The 18,539-nt window shown below is 74.9% G+C and carries 23 protein-coding genes; 13 read left to right on the top strand and 10 right to left on the bottom strand.

The features are described 5' to 3' along the window. Positions 1–17: 17 nt before the first annotated feature. Positions 18–347 (bottom strand): hypothetical protein, encoded by a 330-nt coding sequence (locus ACFPBZ_RS05655; RefSeq protein WP_378035032.1) that lies wholly within the window; start codon positions 345–347, stop codon positions 18–20. After that, the gene (locus ACFPBZ_RS05650; RefSeq protein WP_378035031.1) at positions 344–817 is read right to left on the bottom strand and encodes an Asp23/Gls24 family envelope stress response protein; all 474 of its coding nucleotides are present in this window, start codon (positions 815–817) and stop codon (positions 344–346) included. Before ACFPBZ_RS05650 ends, ACFPBZ_RS05655 begins: the two co-directional genes overlap by 4 nt. A gap of 250 nt (positions 818–1,067) precedes the next feature. On the opposite strand from ACFPBZ_RS05650, the gene ACFPBZ_RS05645 reads away from it, so the two are divergent. Beyond that, positions 1,068–1,556 (top strand): thermonuclease family protein, encoded by a 489-nt coding sequence (locus ACFPBZ_RS05645; RefSeq protein ID WP_378035030.1) that lies wholly within the window; start codon positions 1,068–1,070, stop codon positions 1,554–1,556. A gap of 9 nt (positions 1,557–1,565) precedes the next feature. Here ACFPBZ_RS05645 and ACFPBZ_RS05640 read toward each other — a convergent pair whose 3' ends face one another. Then, positions 1,566–2,114: a TetR/AcrR family transcriptional regulator gene (locus ACFPBZ_RS05640; RefSeq protein WP_378035029.1), complete on the bottom strand. Its 549-nt coding sequence runs from the start codon at positions 2,112–2,114 to the stop codon at positions 1,566–1,568. Between the two features lie 108 nt (positions 2,115–2,222). Between ACFPBZ_RS05640 and ACFPBZ_RS05635 the strand changes: the two genes are divergently transcribed. Further along, positions 2,223–3,227: an NADP-dependent oxidoreductase gene (locus tag ACFPBZ_RS05635; protein WP_378035028.1), complete on the top strand. Its 1,005-nt coding sequence runs from the start codon at positions 2,223–2,225 to the stop codon at positions 3,225–3,227. Here ACFPBZ_RS05635 and ACFPBZ_RS05630 read toward each other — a convergent pair. Continuing rightward, on the bottom strand, positions 3,224–4,744 hold the full coding sequence (locus ACFPBZ_RS05630; protein WP_378035027.1) for a CocE/NonD family hydrolase: 1,521 nt from the start codon (positions 4,742–4,744) through the stop codon (positions 3,224–3,226). The genes ACFPBZ_RS05635 and ACFPBZ_RS05630 overlap by 4 nt on opposite strands. Positions 4,745–4,804: 60 nt before the next feature. Here ACFPBZ_RS05630 and ACFPBZ_RS05625 point away from each other — a divergent pair, with 60 nt between their 5' ends. Then, the gene (locus ACFPBZ_RS05625; RefSeq protein WP_378035026.1) at positions 4,805–5,410 is read left to right on the top strand and encodes a TetR/AcrR family transcriptional regulator; all 606 of its coding nucleotides are present in this window, start codon (positions 4,805–4,807) and stop codon (positions 5,408–5,410) included. A 31-nt stretch (positions 5,411–5,441) separates the two neighbouring features. Here the strand turns inward: ACFPBZ_RS05625 and ACFPBZ_RS05620 are convergent, their stop codons facing one another. After that, a complete protein-coding gene (locus ACFPBZ_RS05620; RefSeq protein WP_378035025.1) occupies positions 5,442–6,305 on the bottom strand; it encodes an LLM class flavin-dependent oxidoreductase in 864 nt (287 codons plus the stop codon). A 122-nt stretch (positions 6,306–6,427) separates the two neighbouring features. Between ACFPBZ_RS05620 and ACFPBZ_RS05615 the strand changes: the two genes are divergently transcribed. Together ACFPBZ_RS05615 and ACFPBZ_RS05610 are read left to right on the top strand one after the other, a co-directional pair. Further along, complete coding sequence (locus ACFPBZ_RS05615; RefSeq protein WP_378035024.1) at positions 6,428–6,583, top strand: hypothetical protein; 156 nt, start codon at positions 6,428–6,430, stop codon at positions 6,581–6,583. Beyond that, a complete protein-coding gene (locus ACFPBZ_RS05610) occupies positions 6,580–7,464 on the top strand; it encodes a hypothetical protein (protein WP_378035023.1) in 885 nt (294 codons plus the stop codon). Before ACFPBZ_RS05615 ends, ACFPBZ_RS05610 begins: the two co-directional genes overlap by 4 nt. Before the next feature lie 280 nt (positions 7,465–7,744). On the opposite strand, the gene ACFPBZ_RS05605 is transcribed toward ACFPBZ_RS05610, so the two are convergent. Continuing rightward, the gene (locus tag ACFPBZ_RS05605; protein ID WP_378035022.1) at positions 7,745–8,716 is read right to left on the bottom strand and encodes an aldo/keto reductase; all 972 of its coding nucleotides are present in this window, start codon (positions 8,714–8,716) and stop codon (positions 7,745–7,747) included. Positions 8,717–8,818: 102 nt separating this feature from the next. Here ACFPBZ_RS05605 and ACFPBZ_RS05600 point away from each other — a divergent pair, with 102 nt between their 5' ends. Continuing rightward, a complete protein-coding gene (locus tag ACFPBZ_RS05600) occupies positions 8,819–9,640 on the top strand; it encodes a helix-turn-helix transcriptional regulator (protein ID WP_378035021.1) in 822 nt (273 codons plus the stop codon). Positions 9,641–9,714: 74 nt separating this feature from the next. On the opposite strand, the gene ACFPBZ_RS05595 is transcribed toward ACFPBZ_RS05600, so the two are convergent. After that, on the bottom strand, positions 9,715–10,167 hold the full coding sequence (locus ACFPBZ_RS05595) for a MarR family transcriptional regulator (protein WP_378035020.1): 453 nt from the start codon (positions 10,165–10,167) through the stop codon (positions 9,715–9,717). Between the two features lie 59 nt (positions 10,168–10,226). On the opposite strand from ACFPBZ_RS05595, the gene ACFPBZ_RS05590 reads away from it, so the two are divergent. Continuing rightward, positions 10,227–11,423, top strand: a complete 1,197-nt coding sequence (locus ACFPBZ_RS05590; RefSeq protein ID WP_378035019.1) for an FAD-dependent monooxygenase — start codon at positions 10,227–10,229, stop codon at positions 11,421–11,423. A 15-nt stretch (positions 11,424–11,438) separates the two neighbouring features. Here the strand turns inward: ACFPBZ_RS05590 and ACFPBZ_RS05585 are convergent, their stop codons facing one another. Then, a complete protein-coding gene (locus ACFPBZ_RS05585; protein WP_378035018.1) occupies positions 11,439–12,128 on the bottom strand; it encodes a FadR/GntR family transcriptional regulator in 690 nt (229 codons plus the stop codon). Positions 12,129–12,252: 124 nt separating this feature from the next. Between ACFPBZ_RS05585 and ACFPBZ_RS05580 the strand changes: the two genes are divergently transcribed. From ACFPBZ_RS05580 to ACFPBZ_RS05560, 5 genes are all read left to right on the top strand, one after another. Further along, a complete protein-coding gene (locus tag ACFPBZ_RS05580) occupies positions 12,253–13,125 on the top strand; it encodes a fumarylacetoacetate hydrolase family protein (protein WP_378035017.1) in 873 nt (290 codons plus the stop codon). Between the two features lie 20 nt (positions 13,126–13,145). Next, complete coding sequence (locus ACFPBZ_RS05575; protein WP_378035016.1) at positions 13,146–13,910, top strand: alpha/beta fold hydrolase; 765 nt, start codon at positions 13,146–13,148, stop codon at positions 13,908–13,910. A 33-nt stretch (positions 13,911–13,943) separates the two neighbouring features. Further along, the gene (locus tag ACFPBZ_RS05570) at positions 13,944–15,242 is read left to right on the top strand and encodes a metal-dependent hydrolase family protein (RefSeq protein WP_378035015.1); all 1,299 of its coding nucleotides are present in this window, start codon (positions 13,944–13,946) and stop codon (positions 15,240–15,242) included. Positions 15,243–15,487: 245 nt separating this feature from the next. Next, positions 15,488–15,652, top strand: coding sequence for a hypothetical protein (locus ACFPBZ_RS05565; RefSeq protein WP_378035014.1), 165 nt, complete (start codon positions 15,488–15,490; stop codon positions 15,650–15,652). A 28-nt stretch (positions 15,653–15,680) separates the two neighbouring features. Continuing rightward, complete coding sequence (locus ACFPBZ_RS05560) at positions 15,681–16,013, top strand: DUF1636 family protein (RefSeq protein ID WP_378035013.1); 333 nt, start codon at positions 15,681–15,683, stop codon at positions 16,011–16,013. 30 nt (positions 16,014–16,043) lie between these two features. On the opposite strand, the gene ACFPBZ_RS05555 is transcribed toward ACFPBZ_RS05560, so the two are convergent. Next, positions 16,044–16,667 (bottom strand): TetR/AcrR family transcriptional regulator, encoded by a 624-nt coding sequence (locus ACFPBZ_RS05555; RefSeq protein WP_378035012.1) that lies wholly within the window; start codon positions 16,665–16,667, stop codon positions 16,044–16,046. Between the two features lie 91 nt (positions 16,668–16,758). On the opposite strand from ACFPBZ_RS05555, the gene ACFPBZ_RS05550 reads away from it, so the two are divergent. Next, entirely contained in the window at positions 16,759–17,508 is a 750-nt protein-coding gene (locus tag ACFPBZ_RS05550) for an SDR family NAD(P)-dependent oxidoreductase (RefSeq protein ID WP_378035011.1), read from the top strand. A gap of 13 nt (positions 17,509–17,521) precedes the next feature. Here ACFPBZ_RS05550 and ACFPBZ_RS05545 read toward each other — a convergent pair whose 3' ends face one another. Next, a complete protein-coding gene (locus ACFPBZ_RS05545) occupies positions 17,522–18,511 on the bottom strand; it encodes an NAD(P)H-dependent flavin oxidoreductase (protein WP_378035010.1) in 990 nt (329 codons plus the stop codon). Positions 18,512–18,539: the final 28 nt, after the last annotated feature.

The following is an 18,539-nucleotide window of genomic DNA, read 5'->3' as shown; positions in this document are numbered from 1 at the left end:
GGAACGGGATGTGGGTGTCAGGCGACGTCGGCGACGGTGACGTCCACCGGGTGGCCGGGGGCGTGCACCCCCACGGCCGAGCGGACCTGCTCGACCAGCCGGGACATCGGCGCGCCGTAGTGGGCGGCGACCATCACGGCGACGCGGGCGGTGCCCGGTCCGTCGGCGAGGACACGGATGCCCTCGACCTTGCGGCCGGGCAGCAGCGTCGCGTGGGTGCCGTGCTCCCCGGGGAGCAGGCCGGCCACGAGGGGGCAGGCCGCCACCGCCACCGCCACCCGGTCGACGTCGACGCCGGCCACCAGGGCCGGGGTCTCGACACGACCGGGGCGGGCCGGGCGGCTCACCGGACGCGGGCGGGGGTCGAGGCCGGCGCGGCGTCGTCCGAGTCGTCGTCGTCGCTGGGCAGGTGGAGGTCGGTGACGTCGACGTTGACCTCGACGACCTCGAGGCCGGTCATCTGCTCCACGGCGCCGATGACGTTGCGGCGGATCGCGCGCGCCAGCTCGGGGATCGCGACGCCGTACTCGACGACGACGGTCACGTCGACGGCGGCCTGGCGCTCGCCGACCTCCACCGACACGCCCTGGGTCGAGGACGAGCGGGCGCCGGGGATGCGCTCGGCGATCGCGCCGAAGGCGCGGGCGGCGCCGCCGCCGAAGCCGTGGACGCCGTTCACCTCGCGGGCCGCCAGGCCGGCGATCTTCGCGACGACGCCGTCGGCGATCGTCGTCCGGCCCTGCGTGGTCTCCAGGGGCGAGCGGGTGCCGGCGCCGGTGGCCGGGGTGGCGGTCGTCGGGACGGTGCTGGTGCTCATGGCGTGAACCCCTTGTCCGGTCGACGGTCCCAACGTGCCGTCCTGATCGGGCGGCGCCGCCCGTCGACCTACATTCGGTAGGACGCAACCGAACGCGGATCCTCACGCGTCGATCCGGTGGGCTGGGTCACCTCACCCGGACGAGCGCACTCACCCGTCCGGGCCGCCCCCGGCCGTAACACGGTCAGCCCATCCGCCGACATCCGCGACGTCGGGGCAGCGGGTCGGAGCAGGTCGGGGGAGCAGCAGGGTGAGCACGACGCAGCGGGTCTGGTCGGGGATCGCGACGGGGCTCTTCGGCCTGGCGACGATCGGCGCCCTGTCCGGCGGCACCACCCCGGTCTCGGCGAGCACGCTCGCGAGCGACTCCGAGCCCCCGGCGCGCACCACCGTCACGGTCACCGACGTGCTCGACGGCGACACGTTCGTCGCCGACGGCCGGCAGGTCCACGTGCTCGGCATCGACTCCTGCCCGGTCTCCACCCGCGGCGGCCAGGAGGCCCTGCAGATGGCCGACGCGATGCTCGCGGGCCACCGGGTGACCCTGCGCGCGCAGGCGGGCGTCGACCAGGACGCCTCGGGGCGCCTGCTGCGCTACGTCGACCTCGCGAACGACGGGGACTACGGCGACTTCATGGTCACCTACGCCCACACCGGGGCCGACGCCGCCGGCGGCGCCTCCCGGAACTACGTCGCGAGCCTGCGCGACGACGACCCCAACGGCCGGTCCTGCTCGTAGGTCCAGCCTCTACCGGGGGAGCGTGGCGTCCGCGACGACGTCGCAGAGGTGGTCGAGGCGCGGCCCGAGGGCGGGCTGGTCGCCGAGCCAGGCGACGGCGCTGATCAGCGCGAAGAGGTCGGTGCCGTCGAGGTCGGTCCGGGCCGTCCCGTCGGCCTGGGCGCGGGTGAGCAGGTCCGTGCCCGCCGCGCGCAACGCCTTGCACGAGCGGTACAGCGCCGAGTCGGGGTCCTCCATGGCGGCCACCATCAGCTCCGTCAGGCCCCGGACCTCGACGGTGCCGGCCACGCACTCGCGCAGCCACACCACGAGCGCCTCCCGGGACGACGACGAGGTCGCCAGCTCCGCCGCGCGCGCAGCCAGGTCGTCGAACCCCGTCCGCAGCAGGGCCTCGAGCAGCGCCTCCCGCGTGGGGAAGTGCCGGTAGAGGGTGCCGAGCCCGACCCCCGCCCGGCGTGCGACGTCCCGCAGCGACGCCTCCGCGCCCTGCTCGCCCACCACCTCGCGTGCGACCACCAGCAGCTGCTCGTAGTTCTTCCTCGCGTCGGCCCGCACCACACCCCGCCCTCGACGATCGAAGCCCTGGACAACCGGAGCACTGCCCCGGTTATATTCGGGGCACTGCTCCGCCTACGGTAGCGCGGAGTTGTCAGGAAGAGGGCGACGATGTCGACGACGATGCGGGCGATCCGCCTCCACACCTTCGGCGGTCCGGAGGTGCTGGTCCCCGACGAGGTGCCGGTCCCGGAGCCGCGCCCGGGCGAGGTGCTCGTCCGGGTCCACGCGGTCGGGGTCAACCCGCCCGACTGGTACGTCCGCGAGGGGTTCCCCGACGTCCCGCCCGAGGTGATGGCGGCCCCGGAGCTCCCCCTCATCCCGGGCACCGACGTGTCGGGCGTGGTCGCGGCGGTCGGGGACGGCGTCGTCGAGTTCGCGGTCGGCGACGAGGTGTTCGGGATGCTGCGCTTCCCCGGGCTCGAGGGCGCCGCCTACGCCGAGTACGTCACGGCCCCGGTCTCCGACCTCGCCCGCAAGCCGGTGCACCTCGACCACGTCCACGCCGCGGGGGCCCCGATGGCCGGGCTCACGGCGTGGCAGTTCCTGATCGACCTCGGGCACGACGAGGCGTCGCCGTTCCAGTCGGTCCCGCACCGGCCGGTGCCGCTGCACCCCGGGACCACGGTGCTCGTCAACGGGGCCGCGGGCGGGGTGGGCCACCTGGCCGTACAGCTCGCGCGGTGGCGGGGCGCGGACGTCGTCGCCGTCGCGTCGGGCCCGAACGAGCGCTTCCTGCGCGAGCTCGGCGCCACCGCGTTCGTCGACTACACCGCGACCCGCCCCGAGGACGTCGTCTCCGACGTCGACCTCGTCCTCGACACGGTCGGCGGCGCTGGCAGCCCGCGGCTGCTGCCCACGCTCCGGCGGGGCGGCGCCCTGTTCCCGGTCTACGTCGCCGCGTTCGACCCCGCCGAGCTCGCCGAGCGGGGCGTCACCACCTCGACCACCCAGGTCCGGTCCAACGGCGCCCAGCTCGCCGAGCTCGCGGCCCTGCTCGACGCGGGCACCGTCCGCGTGGCGATCGACGGCACCTACGCGCTCGCCGACGCCGCCCGGGCGCACGAGCGTGCCGCCCGGGGGCACCTGCGGGGCAAGATCGTGCTGACCGTCTAGGTCTGCCCGGCGGGGATCACCGGCACCAGCAGGTGCGACGCGTGCTCCCCGCCGAGGTGGACGGTGGCGCCCTCCGCCGACCGGCGCAGGCGCGGATCGTCGTGGGCCATCATGCGCCCGAGGTCGGTGTCCTCGACGACGAGCTCCAGCCGCAGCCGCTCGCCGGGGGCGAGGGTGATGCTCGTCGGCCAGATCTCCACCGGCAGCAGGGTGGGCTCTCCCGGCGTCAGCGGGACCTCGCGGTCGTGCGGGTGCCACGGGCGGTACGGCTCGGAACGCTCGGGATCGGTCTCCCGGTGCGAGGCCTTCAGCCAGCCGAGGGCCATCGGGACCGGCTGCCCCTGGGGCCCGATCGCGGAGATCGGCTCGCCGTCGACGTCGAGGTGCTGGAGGCGGGCGAGGACGTCGAGGTCGTCCTGCCCGGCCGAGAGCCACAGGTCCAGCGCGACCGGCCCGGTGATCTCCAGGGGCTCCGTCGCCGGCGCGGTGTCGAAGCGCGCCGGGTAGGTGGCGGTGGCCGGTGCGCCCGGCGACCAGTCCAGCGAGCCCTCCCCGAGGTACAGCTCGCGCCACTGCGTCCCCGGCAGCGGGAAGTCCTCGGCGTCGCGCCAGACGACGTCGCGTCCGTGCCGCACCGCCAGCTGCACCGGGGCCACGCCGTCCATGGCGTCGGTCCGGTCCTTGAGGAACCGGTCGAGGAACCGGAGCTGCAGCTCCTGGGCCCAGTCGGCGTAGTAGGGGTCGACGTGCGTGCCGGTGTGCACGACGAGCCACTTGTCGGCCGCCGCGGCCCGGCGCCAGCCCTCGATGTTGCCCCGCAGGTGCAGGTGCAGCGCCCCCCAGTTCGCCGCGGAGAGCACGGGCACGGTGACGCGGTCGAGGTCGGTGGCCCGGACCCGGTGGTAGTCGTCGAGCAGCGGGTGCGCCGGGAGCACCTCGCGCCAGTCCTCGCCGTCGTCCCCGGTGCGCTGCGGCTCGATCTGGAGCGCCCACCAGCCCTCGATGAAGCCATGGGTGTAGAGCCCGCCCTGGAAGGCGGCCTCCCGGTAGAAGTCGGTGAGGCCCTCCCACGCCACCACCGCGGCGAGGTGCGGCGGCTGCTCGGCCGCGACCCGCCAGCCCATCATCGCGAGCCACGAGATGCCGCTCGAGGCGACCTTGCCGCTGCACCAGGGCTGCTCGGCCGCCCACTCGACCGCGTCGTGGAAGTCCTCGGCGTCCTTCGGCCCGTAGAGGTCCATCCGGCCCGGACTCTTGCCCGTGCCGCGGGTGTCGATCCGGATCAGCGCGTAGCCCCGCGGGACCCACCACTCGGGGTCGGGGGTCTCCCAGTTCATGTGGTCGTTGTTCTGCACCAGGTCGTAGAGCGGGTAGCGGTCGGGCCAGTGCACGTCCTTGCCGTACGGGCCGAAGGAGGCGATCGCCGGGACCGGCTCGTCGCCGTCGGGGCGGAAGACGTCGGCGAGGACGGGGGAGCCGTCCCGCGTGGGGATGGGGACGTCGCGGTCGATCTGCACCGTCGGAGTGTGGGCCGGGATCCCGAGCTAAAGCAAGTGGGCTTGCGTTATGGTCGGGTCGTGAACGACGAGGAGGTCCGGCGCCGCCCCGGCGGGCGGTCGGCCCGGGTCCGGGCGGCCGTCCTCGACGCGACGCTCGAGCTCCTGCTCGCCCACGGGCTCGAGGGCCTCAAGGTCGTGGAGGTCGCCGCGCGGGCCGGCGTGCACGAGACGTCGGTCTACCGGCGCTGGGGCACCCGCGAGAACCTGCTCATCGACGCGATGCTCGCGGCCACCGAGCAGCTCCGGGTGCCCGACACCGGCAGCGTGCGCGAGGACCTGACGATCTACGTCACCGACCTCGCGGACTTCCTCGCCTCGCCCGTCGGCCACGCCCTCGAGCACACGCTCGCCGTCGCCGGCGACGATCACGACACCCGGCGGGCGCGCGACGAGTACTGGGCCACCCGCTACGCCGGCTCCCGGCAGATCATCACGCGCGCCGTCGACCGCGGCGAGCTCCCCGACACCCTCGATCCCCGGCTGGCGATCGAGATGCTCGTGAGCCCCGTGCACTTCCGGGTCGTCCTCACCCGCGAACCGGTCGACGAGGCCATGCCGGCCCGGCTCGTCGACGCGCTGCTGCACGGGATCGCCCGCCCGACGACGCCCGGGGGCCGCCCCTGACCGGCGCCGTGCATCGTCGGGACGGTGTCCCTCACGCCCGCAGCGGGGCGATCACCTGCTCGGCGAAGCGCAGCACGGGCTCGGTGTCCTGGGGGTGTCCGAAGTCCATGACGACGTGGTCGACGCCGAGGTCGCGGTGCCCCGCGAGCTCCTCGACCAGGCGGGCCGACTCGTCGTCGGTGGTGGGCAGCGCCCGCTCCAGGGTCACCGACACCTCGATGGCGTCGGGGTCGCGCCCGGCCTGCTCCGCGGCGTTCCGGACGATGTCCCGGCGCCGGGTGAAGCCGTCGCCGGCGGGTCCGTTCCACATGTCGGCGATCCGCCCGACCATCGGCAGGCCCACCTTCTCGCCCGCCGCGCCGAGGCAGACCCGCGGCGGCGGGTCGGTCAGCGGGGGAGCGGAGGCGGAGGCGATGCGGAAGTACTCGCCGTCGAACGAGGGGTACTCCTCGGTCCACATCCGCCGGCAGATCGTCACGGCCTCCTCGAGCTGGGCGAAGCGCACCGAGGGCTTCGGGAACTCGTACCCGTAGGCCGCGTACTCCTCCTCGCGCCAGCCCGCGCCGATCCCGAGCACGAACCGCCCGCCGGAGAGGTAGTGCAGCGTCGCGGCCATCTTCGCCAGCAGCGGGGGGTGCCGGTAGCCGACGCCGAGGACGTGGTGGCAGAGCTCGACGTTCTCGTGGCGGGCGGCGAGCCAGGTCAGGGTCGTGAACGCCTCGAGGAACGGGTCGGTCGGCCGGTCCATCCCGTAGAAGTGGTCGGCGAGCCACAGCGAGTCGAAGTGCGGCAGCGCGGTCGGCAGGATCGCGGTGTCCTGGTAGGCGGCGATCGGGATCTGGTCGCTGAAGCGGTTGCCGATCGCGGGGGACAGCCATCCGAACCTGAGGGTCACGGGCGTGATCCTCGCACCGTCGCGGCACCCCGACCCGACGACCGCCGCCGGTCGGTCGGGAGTGCAGCAGATCGCCTGCTCGAACCCTGTTTCGGACGCTCCGCAGATGGCAACCTCGGCTCATGCACATCGGGCGCATCCAGCGTCGTTTCACCGCCGAACCGATCCTCTCCCCGGTCCCGGGCGCCGAGGCTCCCGTCGAGGAGCCGGACATCGCCGTCGAACCCGTCGACGCGCCCGCCGTCGGCTCCCGGGCCGGAGTCGACACCACCCCGTGACGACCTCGGTCCCGGCGGGAGCCGACGGGACCCCGGACGTCCGCTCGCCCGACGTCCGGGTGCCCGACGTCCCGGTCGCCGTCGTCGGCTGGCGTACCTGGCGGGTCGGCCGCCGGGCCCAGCAGCGCCACGAGCTGTTCTCCCCCCTGACCGGCACCCCCTGGCCGCCAGGACGTCCGATGCTCGCCGACTGCGCGAGCCCGCGACACGCCCCGCCCGGTGACGCCTGCGGGTGCGGGCTCTACGCGGTGGCCGATCCGGGCGACCTCGGCTGGAGCCCGTCCGACCACGAGGTGCTCGGCGTCGTCTCCCTGTGGGGCGAGGTCGTCGAGGGCACCCGCGGGTGGCGGGCCGCGCAGGGCTATCCGCGGTTCCTGCTCACCGGGCCCGGCATCTCCGGGGAGCAGCGGGCCGGGCTCACCCGTCGGCTCGGCGTCCCGGTGTACGGCAGCGAGCTCCCGCCGCGCGAGCTGGCCGCCTTCCTCGCCGCCGATCCCGCGACCGCCGACGCCCTGCGCCACGGCAGCGACTCCGCCGTCGCCGACCTCCTGGCCGACCGGCTGCCCGACTGGGCGCGGCGCGGGCACGAGACGAGGTCCCGGGCCGCGGCCGAGGCGGCGCGCCGCCGGAACCAGGCCGAGCGGCGGGCCGCGACGTGGCGCACGGCGCTCGTCGCGTGGCTGCTCGGGGTCCAGCCCGTCGCCCTCGCCGCGATCGCGGGATGGGCGGTGGCGGGCGGGGTCCTGACGACGCCGTGGCTCGGCGTGCCGCTGCTGGTCGCCCTCGCCGTGCTCGTCATGGTGTCGGCCCGCGCCGGCCTGCGGCGGCGGACGACCGGGCGGCGCCCCCGGGCGGTCGTCGGGGGTCGCTCGAAACCCTGACGCGGGGCGGAGCCGGGGCTCGCGTGGCTCGGCCCGGTGCTGGGGCCCGGCGGTGCTGGGGCCCGGCGGTGCTGGGGCCCGGCGGTGCTGGGGCGTGGCCGTGCTGGGGCGTTGCGTCGCGCACACGGCGAGGCGGTCCGACACCGTCCTGCACCTCCGTTGCGGGCCGCAACGCCGCGGCGGACCCGGGTTGCTGCGGCCGGCCGTGTGCGGGACGCACACGGCCGGACCTCACCGTCCGGCCGCCTTCACAACTGGCCGCCTTCACCGCCCGGCCCCCTCACCGCTCGCTGTCGAGCGCGGCCATGTGCGCGGCCGGGTAGCGGTCGCCGGACACCGACCCGCGGGGGACGAGCTCGTCGATCCGGGCGAGTTCGTCGGCCGTCGGCACCACCTCGTCGAGCAGGGACGCCACCTGCTCGACGCGCCGCGCGCCGACCACCGGGACCACGTCGTCGCCCTGCGCGGCGACCCAGCCCACCGCGAGCTGGGCCACGGTGCACCCGCGCGCCGCCGCGATCTCCTCCAGGCGCGCGACCAGCGCCCGGTTGTGCTGCAGGTGCTCGCCCTGGAACCGCGGCGTCGCCGCCCGGCCGCCGGTCACGGCGCCGCTCCCGCCGATCAGCCCGCGGCCGAGCACCCCGTAGGCGGTGATGCCGATGCCGAGCTTCCGGCAGGTCGGGAGGATCGCGTCCTCGATGTCGCGCTGGAGCAGGGAGTACTCGATCTGCAGGTCGCAGATCGGGGTCACGGCGGCCGCGCGGCGCAGGGTCACCGCGCCGACCTCGCTGAGCCCCACGTGGCGCACGTAGCCCTTCGCCACGAGCTCCGCGATCGCCCCGACGGTGTCCTCGATGGGGACGGCGGGGTCGAGGCGGGCCGGCCGGTAGACGTCGACGTGGTCGACCCCGAGGCGCTGCAGCGAGTAGGTGAGGAAGTTCTGCACGGCCGCGGGGCGGGCGTCGATCCCGGCGACGGCGCCGTCCGGTCCGCGCATCGCCCCGAACTTGAGCGAGAGCACCACGTCGTCGCGGGAGCGGTCCGCCAGGGCACGACGGATGAGTAACTCGTTGTGGCCGGAGCCGTAGAAGTCGGCGGTGTCGAGCAGGGTGCCGCCCGCGTCGAGGTAGGCGTGGATCACGCGGACGCCCTCGTCCTCGTCGACCGCCCCGTAGGCGCCGGAGAGGCCCATGGTGCCGAGGGCGGGGGAGGAGACGACGGGGCCGGTGGTGCCGAGCTGGCGTGTGGTCATGGCCGCCACCCTGCGCCGGGACGAGGACGACAGGCAGGTCCGGCCCAACCAGGGACCGCCCGACCCTGGCTGGGCGGCGCCCGGGCGCCGATGCTGGCGGACGTGATCGACCGCCGCGGCCTCGCCGACTTCCTGCGGCGCCGCCGCGAGCTGCTGCACCCGGCCGACGTGGGGCTGCCGCCCGGGGCCCGGCGACGCACCCCGGGCCTGCGGCGCGAGGAGGTGGCGCAGCTGGCGGGCGTGTCGGCCGACTACTACTCGCGGCTCGAGCAGGGCCGGGGACCGCACCCGTCCGGGCCCGTCGTCGGGAGCCTCGCCCGGGCCCTGCGCCTCGACCTCGACGCCCGCGACCACCTCCACCACCTCGCCGGACTCACCCCGCCGCCCCGCCTCGCCGGCCGGCACATCCGCCCCGGGCTGCTGAGCCTGCTCGACCACCTCACCGACGTCCCGGCGCGCATCGGCACGGACCTGCACGACGCGCTCGTCCAGAACCCCCTCGCCGACGCGGTCTTCGGCCCGCGCCGCGACGGCAACCCGGTCCGCGAGTGGTTCACCGACCCCGCGATGCGCGCGTGGGTCCCCGAGGAGGACCGGCCGCGGCTGTCCGCCTCGCACGTCCGCGACCTGCGCGCGACCCACGCGCGCCGCGCCGGGGACGCCGACGTCGCCGCCCTGGTCGGCGACCTGCTCGAGCGCAGCGAGGAGTTCCGCACGCTGTGGGAGCGCCACGAGGTGGGCCCCCGCCGGTTCGACCGCAAGCGGTTCCACCACCTGGAGGTCGGCCTGCTCCACCTGACCTGCGAGGTCCTGCTGACCCCGGAGGACGACCTCGTCGTGCTGGCCTACTTCCCCACCGAGGGCACCGACGCCCGGGAGAAGCTGGACCTCCTGCGGGTGGTCGGCAGCCAGCGGTTCGGCTGAGGACCCTCCGAAGTGGAGCGAGCGGCACTCCCGCTGCGTCTGTGTGCGCGAGAGTGCCGTTCGCTCCGGCCGCCTCAGCCCCGCGCGGCGCCCTCCATCGTGGCCGTCAGCCGGCGCAGGAGGTCCCGGGCGAGGGCGGCCTCGTCGTCGGAGAGGGTGCGGCAGACCTCGTCGAGGTCGAGGATCGCGGGCAGCCAGGCCTCGAGGCTGGCTCGGCGCGCGGCGGCCGTGGCGGTGAGGGTGACGCGGCGGCGGTCGGTGGTGTCGCGCACCCGCTCGACGTGCCCGGCCTGCTCGAGGCGGTCCACCAGCACGGTCGCCGAGGCCGACCGGATCCCGAGGCGCTCCGCGAGCTGGGCCGCCCCCATGGGCCCCTGCTCGGTGAGCAGGTGGATCGCGGTCATGTCGGTGGCGTTGATCGCCATCACCTTCGCCATGCGGGTCGCGAGGTCGCGCGAGGCGCCGATCAGGTCGCGGACCGCGAGCGTCGTCTCGTCGAGCCGGGCGATCCGGTCCTCCGGGTCCACGCGATCCTCCTGTCCGTCGCTGATAGTTAGACATTCTAGGGAACGGGTAGCCGGACGTCGTGACCCGCCACGCACTGATCTCCGGAGCCAGCATCGCCGGTCCCGCCCTCGCCCATCAGCTCAACGCCCGCGGCTGGCGGACCACCGTCGTCGAGCGCTCCCCGCGGCTGCGCGAGGAGGGCCAGAACGTCGACCTGCGGGGCGCCGGCCGTGAGGTCGCCCGCCGCATGGGCATCGAGGACGTGCTGCTCGCCGCGACCACCACCGAGGTGGGGACGCGCTTCGTCGACGAGCGCGGCCGGGCGATCGCGGAGTTCCCGGCGGGGGAGAACGACACCGACGGCGCCACCGCGGAGCTCGAGATCCTGCGCGGCGACTTCGCGCGGGTCCTCTACGACCGCACCGCCGACGACACCGAGTACCGCTTCGGCGACCGGATCACCGACCTCGTCGACCACGACGACCGCGTCACCGCGACCCTCGAGAGCGGCGCGCGGATCGACGCGGACGTCGTCGTCGTGGCCGAGGGCACCCGGTCGCGGACCCGCGACCTCGTCGTGCCCGACGCGGAGCTCAAGGAGCTCGGCCTCTACGTCGCCTACGCGACGATCCCCCGTACGCCCGACGACGACCGCTGGTGGCGCTGGTACCACACCACCGGCACCGGCGGGGTCAGCCTGCGCCCCGACAACCGCGGCACGACGAGGGCGATGCTCTCGTTCATGTCCGACGTGCGCGGGCTCGAGGCCCTCGACCGCGACAGCCAGATCGCGATCCTGCGCCGCACCCTCGGCGACGTCGGGTGGGAGGGGCCCCGCGTGCTGGCCGCCCTCGACGACGCCCCGATGTACTTCGACGCCGTCGCCCAGGTGCGGCTGCCGCGCTGGAGCACCGGCCGGCGCGTGCTGCTCGGCGACGCCGCCTGGGCCGCCGGGCCGTTCGGCACGGGCACGAGCACCGCGCTGACCGGCGCGTACATCCTCGCGGGCGAGCTGGACGCGAACCCCGACCACCGCGTGGCGCTCGAGCGCTACGAGCAGCTCATGCGGCCGTTCATCGACGAGGTCCAGGACGTGAAGCCCGCGATGCTCAAGGCGGTGAACCCGAGGAGCCGGGCCGGCGTGGCGCTGCAGCGGGTCGCCTTCCGCGCGGCCGCGGAGGTCAGCAGCCGTTTCGGGGGCCTGTTCTCGGCGCTCACCCGGCCCCGCTCCGACGCCATCGAGCTGCCCGACTACCCGGTGCTCACGTCGCGCTGACGCCCACGCGAGTCGCTAGGCGAACCCCAGCAGGTTCGTGCGGACGTCGACGAGGTGGGCCCGCATGTGGTCCCGCGCCGCGTCGGCGTCGCGCTCGGCCAGCGCGGCCACGATCTCGCCGTGCTGGTCCTCGTACCCGCAGCGCCGCGCCGGTGAGGCCGAGCGCCGCTTGATGCTGCCCCACACCGGGAGGTCGCGGGCCGCGTTCATGGTGTCGAAGAGCCGCAGCAGCAGACCGTTGTGCGCCGCCGCCGCGATCGCCCGGTGCAGCGCCGAGTCCCAGGCCTCGAACTCCTCGTAGGTGCTGGTCGCGTTGCCGCGGCGCAGGCAGTGCTCGACGTGCTCGAGGTCGGACGGGGTGGCGTGCCGCGCGGCGAGCGCCGCGATCTCCGGCTCGAGGACCAGGCGGGTCGCCATGATCTCCGCCGGGCTCGTCTGCACGGTGCCGCGGGCCGCGGGCGGGAGGTCGGCGTCGGCCTCGAGGTCGGCGAGGAACGTGCCGCGGCCGACGTGCCGCGTGATCCGGCCCTCGCGCTCCAGCTCCGCCAGGGCCGCGCGCACGGCGGTGCGGGAGGTCTGCAGCGTCTCGGCCAGCGCGCGCTCGGTGGGGATCTTCGCGCCGGTGCCGAGCGTCCCCTCGGCGACCTGGCGGTCGAGGAGCGCCCGCAGCCGCACCACCGGGGTGGCCTCCGCACTCGTCGTCATGCGCACCAATATTAGACCAATTCTCGCTTGGCTCGGCATGCACCCCGTCGTAACGTCGGGGTCCGTCGAACAATGAGCCACCACACACCGTATTGGTCGTGATTGGTTCGGGTGGGAGTGCCGCGTGAAGCTGGTGACCTACGTGGCGGGGCGCGAGGCCGTGGGCCTGGTCGACGCGCACGACGAGTCGAGGATCCTCGACCTCACCCCGGTGGTGGGGGACAGGTCGCTGCTCGCGGTGATCGAGGAGTGGGGGTCGCTCGCCTCGCGGATCGCGGACGCCGACGACCTCGTCGTCGTCGAGCGCCCGACCCTCCGCGCGCCGTTCCCCGTGCCGCGCCGCGACCTGTTCGCGGTGGGCAAGAACTACCGCGAGCACGTCGCCGAGTTCGGCCGCTCGGGCTACGACAGTCCCGACCGGTCCGAGGACCTCCCCGCCAGGCCGATCGTCTTCTCCAAGGCGACCACCTCGGTGACCGGCCCGTACGACGACGTCGAGGCCCACCCGGGCGTCACGGGCGAGCTCGACTACGAGGCCGAGCTGGCCGTCATCATCGGCGTCGGCGGGCGGGGCATCTCCCGCGACGACGCGATGGGCCACGTCTGGGGCTACACGATCGTCAACGACGTGACCGCCCGCGACGTGCAGCGCGACCACAAGCAGTGGCTGCTGGGCAAGTCGCTCGACACCCACGCCCCCATGGGCCCCTGGGCGGTCAGCGCCGACGAGGTCGGCGACCTCGCCGCGCTCGAGGTCTCGTCCACGGTCAACGGGGAGCCGCGCCAGAAGGCGCCGGTCGCCGACCTCATCTTCGACGTCCCCGAGCTCATCCGCGTGCTCTCCGCGGGGATGACGCTCCTGCCCGGCGACGTCATCGCCACCGGCACCCCGGCCGGCGTCGGGATCGGGTTCGACCCGCCGCGGTTCCTGCAGCCCGGCGACGTCGTCGAGTGCGCGATCACCGGCCTCGGCGCCCTGCGCAACACCATCCGCTGAACACCCAGGAGGACGAGTACGTGGACGTCAACGGCAAGGACCTGGCGGTCGAGATCACCGGCGACGGGCCGGTGGTGCTGCTGGTGCACGGCCTGGGCGGTACCTCGAACTTCTACCAGCCGCAGGTCGCCGCGCTGGCCGAGCGCTTCACCGTCGTCCGCCCCGACATGGAGGGCTCCGGCCGCTCCCCGGTCTCGGGCACGTTGTCCATCCAGAGCTTCGCCAACGACCTCGCCGACCTGCTCAAGCAGCTCGACGCCGGCCCGGCCCGCGTGGTCGGGCATTCGATGGCCACGATCACCGTCCGGCTCCTGGCGGCCACCCGCCCCGAGCTCGTCTCGCACCTGGCGCTCCTGGGTGCCGTCCCCGCACCGCTGCCCGAGGCGGGGCAGCAGGGCCAGCACGACCGCGCCGCGAAGGCCCGCGCCGGCGAGATGTCCGCGATCGCCGACGCCGTGATGACCAACGCGACCTCCGAGGTCACCCGCCGCGACGCCCCGGCCACCGCCGCCCTCGTCCGCGAGCTCGTCCTGCGGCAGGACCCCGAGGGCTACGCCCGCTCGTGCGAGGCGCTCGCGGGCGCCCCCGACCCCGGCCCGGTCGACCCGCAGCTGCCGCTGCTGCTCGTCACCGGCGCCGACGACGGCGTCGGGAAGCCCGCGATCAGCGAGGCGCTCGCCGAGGCGCACGGCGCCGCGACGCTCGACGTCCTCCCCGGCTGCGGCCACTGGACCGCGCTCGAGCGGCCGAACGACGTGACCGAGCACCTCCTCAAGTTCTTCTGACCCCATCGAACCCTCGCCGACGAGGAGCCCGCCATGAGCAAGGTCCTGTTCCGCAACGTCTCCGTCCTCGACTCCACCGGGGCCGCACCCTACCCCGGCGACGTGCTCGTCGAGGACGACCGCATCGCCGCCGTGGGCACCGTCGACCCGACGCGCGCCGGGGACGCGCAGGTCGTCGAGGGCCGCGGCCGCACCCTGATGTCGGGGCTGTGCGACGCGCACACCCACTTCAGCTGGAACAACTCCGCCGACCTCGACGGTCTGGGCACGATGCCGGTCGAGGAGCACCTGCTCTTCTCCATGGAGTCGGCCAGGACCTACATCGACTCCGGCTACACGATGTGTCTCGGCGCTGCGTCGGCGAAGGAGCGCCTCGACGTCGTCTGCCGCGACGCCATCAACGCCGGGCGCATCCCCGGCCCGCGCTACCTCGCCAACGGCCCCGAGATCGCCGTGACCGGCGGGGCCCTGATCAAGTCGATCACCAAGTTCGCCGACGGCCCCGAGGGCATGCGCAAGGCCGTCCGCGAGCTCATCGACCTCGGCGTCGACCAGATCAAGCTCTCGATGACCGGCGAGGAGATCACCGGCACCCAGCGCGCGGAGGACACCTACTTCTCCGACGAGGAGGTCGCGGCCGCCGTCGCCGAGGCCCACCGCCGCGGCAAGCGCGTCTGCGCCCACGCCCGCTCCGCGGAGAGCGTGAAGATGTGCGTCCGGCACGGCGTCGACATCGTCTACCACGCCAGCTTCACCGACGCCGAGGGCATGGACATGCTCGAGGCCAACAAGGACTGGGTGTTCGTCGCCCCCGGGATCAACTGGCTCGTCGCGACCCTCTACGAAGCCGAGGCGTTCGGCTTCCCGCAGGAGGCCGCCGAGGCCGTCGGCTACAAGAAGGAGCTCGAGCAGGCCACCGAGGGGCTGCGCGAGATGCACCGGCGCGGGATCAAGCTGCTGCCCGGCGGCGACTACGGCTTCGCGTGGACCCCGCACGGCACCTACGCGCGCGACCTCGAGCACTTCGTCGAGCGCCTCGGCTTCACGCCGATGGAGGCGATCATCTCGGCCACCGCGTGGGGCGGCGAGATCATGCTGCGTCCCGACGAGCTCGGGAAGGTCCAGCCCGGCTACCTCGCCGACCTGATCCTCGTCGACGGCGACCCGCTCGAGGACATCACGATCCTGCAGGACCACGACAAGCTGCACGCGATCATGAAGGACGGGCGCTTCCACAAGGAGGACAGCCCGCTGGTGACGCACCGCGGTCTCGACGACCCCGCCGGTCCGGTGACCGAGCGGACCCGGGAGTACGTCGAGGCGCGCCCGTAGCGCTTCGAGCTGACGCTCTCGTGCGTGCGTTCCCGTGTTCAGGCACGGGAACGCACGCACGCACCCACCCCTCACACCGCCCCAGCCGACGCGTGCACACCGCCGCGCCGGCCCTGTTCGCGCGCCCGTTCGTCGCCGGCCGCCCTCCCGCGTCGGTCCCGCCTCCCCCCGGAGAAGCACGCACGAACGGGCGGGCGACCACCGCCGCCCTCCGGCCGCACGACCCCCGCCACGAGGTGGAGGACGTGTGGACCGACCGCGTCCGCTGCCACGTCTGCCACAAGTCCTACGTCGCCGTGGAGATGGACCGCGATCCCTCGCACGGTCACGACGCCATCTGCGCGGCCTGTGCCACGTCGTCGGCCTTCCTCGACGCCGCCGCCCACGAGTCGACCGCCGTCCGGGCCTGAGCGCCCCGGGCCGGGGGGAGGAGCACCGATGCCGCTGCTGGTCTGCCGCACCTGTCCGCGCGACCACGCCGACACCGGCTCGTTCGGTGCCGCGCTAGACCCGCTGCTCAGCGGGTCGGGCCCGGTGCGCGTGCGCCACGTGCCGTGCCTCGGCGGGTGCCCGCACCTCGCGAACGTCGCGATGGACGGGCCGGGCAAGCCGCGGGTCCGCTTCTCCGCCGTGTCCGGCGACGACCTGCCGGCGCTGCTCGCCGCGGCCGCCGCCTACGACGCCAGCGAGACCGGCCTTCCCGACGAGGGCTGGGAGGTGCCGGCCTCGCTGCGGGCCCGGCTCACGGCGGTGACGCCGAAGCGCCTCTAGGACCGGCGCACGGGCCGACGTGGCGACCGCTCACGCAGCGGCCGCGCGGACGTGGGCCAGCATCGCGTCGAGCGCGGTGCGCAGCGGCTCGGTGCTGCGGCGGGTCTGGGTCAGCACCAGCCCGCCCTGCAGCGCGGCGAGCAGCGCCAGGGCGAGCGCGTCGGTGTCGGTGTCGGCCCGGAGGTCGCCCCGCTCCCGCATCCGGGCGAGCCCCGCCCGGATCGGCGCCTCCCACCGCTCGAACCCGTCCGCGAGGTCGGCGCGGGCCACCGGGTCGTCGTCGGCCAGTTCCGCGGCGATCGAGCCGATCGGGCAGCCGCCCTGACAGTGCCGCTGCTCCTGCAGGTCGACGAGCAGGTCGCGCCAGCGCTCGAGCGCCTCGAAGCTGTCGAGGTGGTCGAGCAGCGGCTGCTGCGCGTCGAGGACCCCGTCGGTCTGGTGGGCGATGACGGCGCGGACGAGGTCGTCCTTGTCCGTGAAGTAGTGGTAGAGCTGCGACGCGCTGACCCCGGCCCGCTGCCGGACGTCGTCGATCCCGGTGCGCGCGACCCCGTGGGCGAACACGAGCTCCGCCGCGGCCGCCACGATGCGCGCCCGGGTGGCCCGCCCCTTCACCGTCAGCTTCCGCGGCGCCGCCGCGACCTCGTCCGTCACACCCACAGCCTACGACAAGACTGGAGTTGACACTCCAAAATCGGAGGAGCAGAGTCTGGAACGAACGATCCAATCTTTGAGGAGGCTCCCCATGAGCAGCGACCTGACCGGCTCCACCGCCCTCGTCACCGGCGGCACGAGCGGCATCGGCAGGGCCACCGCGCGTCGGCTCGCCGCGCTGGGCGCGTACGTGGTGGTGTCGGGGCGGGACCAGGAGCGCGGGGACGCGGCGGTCGCCGCCATCCGGGCCGACGGGGGCCGCGCCGACTTCGTCGCCACCGACCTCCACGACGACGCGAGCGTGCAGCACCTCGCCGAGCGTGCGACCGAGCTGGGTGGCGGCCGCGTCGACGTCCTGGTCAACAGCGCGGGGCTCTTCCCGTTCGGCGCCACCGCGGACACGAAGCCCGGCGACGTCGACGAGCTGTTCGCGGTCAACGTCAAGGCGCCCTACATGCTCGTCGCGGCCCTGGCGCCGGGGATGGCCGCCCGCGGGCACGGGGCGATCGTCAACGTCACGACGATGGTCGCGGAGTTCGGGATGGCCGGCGCCGGTCTCTACGGGGCGAGCAAGGCGGCGCTGGTCCTGCTGACCAAGTCGTGGGCGGCCGAGTTCGGCCCCGCCGGGGTGCGCGTGAACGCGGTCAGCCCGGGCCCGACGCGCACCGAGGGCACCGTCGGGATGGGCGAGGGCCTCGACGCGCTCGCCGCCGGTGGCCCCGCCGGGCGGCCCGCGCAGCCCGAGGAGATCGCCGCCGCGATCGCCTTCCTCGCCACCGACGAGGCGAGCTTCGTGCACGGGGCCGTGCTCCCGGCCGACGGCGGGCGGATCGCCGTCTGACCGGAGGTGTCGGCTAGCGCCCTCGTGCGTGCTTCTCCGTGTCCGGGGACGGAAAAGCACGCACGAGCCGCGCAGCGGCGAACGCCGCCTCCCGGGCGACGGTCCCGACGAGGTCGGCCGCCGGCACCAGGTCGCTGATCAGGTCGAGGCCCTCGCCGGCCCAGACGACCGCCGCCTCCGGGTCGCCGCGCTCCTCGGCGGCCCGGAACGCGCGCCGGGCGTCGGGGTCGGCCCGCAGCGCGTCCTCGTGGTCGCGCCACCGGTCGGTGAACGGGGTGCGCAGCGCGCGCCCGGTCCAGCGGGCGGGCCACCCCGACTCGTGGGCGATGTCGAGCACGCTCGACCGCTCCGTGTCCTCGCCCAGGCCGTCGAGCAGCGCCTTCGCGGCCGCGGGGGTCTGCAGCGCCTCGGGGCTCGCGAGGAACCGGGTGCCCAGCAGTACTCCGGAGGCGCCGAGCGCGAGGGCCGCCGCCAGCCCGCGCCCGTCCGCGATCCCGCCGGCGGCGAGCACCGGCGTCGGCCCGGCCAGGTCGACGACGGCCGGGACGAACCCGATCGTGCCGCGCGACCCGCCGTGCCCGCCGGCGTCGGTGCCCTGCGCGACGATCACGTCGGCGCCCGCCTCGAGCGCGCGGTGGGTCTCGGCGACGTCGGTGACCATCATGATCAGCCGGGCGCCGCTGTCGCGGATCGCGCCGAGGAACGGTGCGGGGTCGCCGAAGGCGAGCATCACCGCCGCCGGGCCGCGCTCCAGCGTCCGCGCGACCAGCGCCGGCGGGGCGGCCCAGCACTGGAAGCCGATGCCCCACGGCGCGGTGGTGCCCGCCGTGAGGAGGTCGAGCTCGCGCTCCACCCACGCCGGGTCGCGCGCCGACCCGGCCCCGAGCAGCCCGAGCCCGCCGCCGTTCGACACCGCCGCGGCCAGCGCCCCGCCGGCCGCTCCGCCCATGGGGGCGAGGGCGATCGGGTGCTCGATCCCGAACAGGTCGGTGAACGCCGTCATCGTCGCCTCCTCGTCGTGCGTAACTTGC

The organism is Actinomycetospora atypica (genome assembly GCF_042653685.1).
GTDB classification, from domain to species: Bacteria; Actinomycetota; Actinomycetes; order Mycobacteriales; family Pseudonocardiaceae; genus Actinomycetospora; species Actinomycetospora atypica.
This window is presented reverse-complemented; position numbering and strand designations above follow the sequence as displayed.